Origin of the sequence: Dendronalium phyllosphericum CENA369, from assembly GCF_016056275.1 — a bacterium.
Classification (GTDB): Bacteria; Cyanobacteriota; Cyanobacteriia; order Cyanobacteriales; family Nostocaceae; genus Dendronalium; species Dendronalium phyllosphericum.
The window spans coordinates 1-1,337 of the sequence record NZ_JAECZA010000288.1 but is presented as its reverse complement, the minus strand read 5'-3'; the positions used below and the strand labels follow the sequence as shown (position 1 = coordinate 1,337).

The following is a 1,337-nucleotide window of genomic DNA, read 5'->3' as shown; positions in this document are numbered from 1 at the left end:
GACCCAACGCGTGCGCGTGAATTGCAGGAGCAAATGTTGGCGGCGGGGCTGCCACTTTGAGTCAATTGAAAGTGCAATCCGATGTAGGTTCATTTATAGTTGCAAATAATCCTGGCTCAAACCGATGATTGCAGGTTGGTTGCATTTAATCCTGGCTCAGTTGCAATTAATCCTGGCTGAAGCGCAATTATAGTTGCAAATAATCCTGGTTTGTAAATGTCTTGATTGCAGGTTTGAGCGATTAGCATTGCAGGTCGCTACACGTACCAGTTGGGTAACAAATCTGCCAGGGTTGCTGCCATTTCTACCCCTGTCGGCCCTGCCCCAACGATAGCAAACGTGAGGAGCGATCGCCGTTGTGTTTCGTCATCCGTTTGCCTAGCACGTTGCAAGCATTTTCGTAACTGGCTCTCCAGAGCGATCGCATTCTCTTGTGTCCGAAATGCGAATGCGTTTTTTTGTGCGCCCTCTGTTCCTAAATAACCCTGAATACTGCCAACAGTTAAGACCAGATAACCATAAATATAATCTGAGCCAGAAGCTAATTTAAGACGTTTTTCTTGCAGGTCAATTGCCACTACTTTGTCCTGTACAAAGTTGACATTACTGCCTTGCAGCAACTCTTTATAAGTCGGACAAACGGCATCTTCTGACAATTCACTTGTCAATAGTTCATATAACATTGGCTTGAAGATAAACCGTTCTTGTGGATCGATCAAAACGATCGACCGCAAGTCTTGCTGATAACGCAGATGCAATGCTGTAAAAAGACCTGCGAAGCCTACTCCAACAATCACTGTGGGGCGAGAAGAATTCATTTGAGAAAAATAGTGAATAAACAGCAGCAAGTACTTTAACCAACGGTTTAACAATGTTACTTCAAGGGGCGACAAACGCCTCTAAACCTAGCCAGATAAAGGTTTGAGAGGCACAGACCCCTTAACAAATGTGGGTACTTATTGAGAATGAACTGTACAGTTATTAAGCAGCTACCTGTATGGTACAGTTTAATGGTAAAAAAGAACGGTCTCGTAATTTAATTAAGACCGTCGTCATAATGCTGGCATCATTCTACCAAAACTTTTTAGAAAAATACCTAAATAAAGCACAGTTAATCACTCTGAAAATGTTGGTGTGGTTGTTACAAAATCAGAAACAGGTGAAGATAGAAAGACTGGCAGCAACCTTACCTCTACCAATACAACAAAACAGTCGTAGACGGCATATACAAAGGTTTTTAACATTGAATACCTTAAGTGTAGTATTGTTGTGGTTTCCTATCATTGAAGCAATAATTAACCAACATTTTAAGGTAGGATCACAATTAACTATTGCGA

General features: G+C 41.7%; 1 protein-coding gene and 1 pseudogene. One reads left to right on the top strand and one right to left on the bottom strand.

Annotated features, from left to right (window positions below):
• Window positions 1-257: 257 nt before the first annotated feature.
• Complete coding sequence (locus I8752_RS31695; RefSeq protein WP_214436146.1) at window positions 258-818, bottom strand: NAD(P)/FAD-dependent oxidoreductase; 561 nt, start codon at window positions 816-818, stop codon at window positions 258-260.
• A 179-nt stretch (window positions 819-997) separates the two neighbouring features.
• Here I8752_RS31695 and I8752_RS31690 point away from each other — a divergent pair.
• Window positions 998-1,337 (top strand): annotated as a pseudogene (locus I8752_RS31690) (hypothetical protein); the annotation flags it as partial.

Coding starts and splice junctions, on each gene's coding strand:
- I8752_RS31695 (WP_214436146.1), bottom strand. CDS start 818: ATGAATTCTTCTCGCCCCACAGTGATTGTTGGAGTAGGCTTCGCAGGT.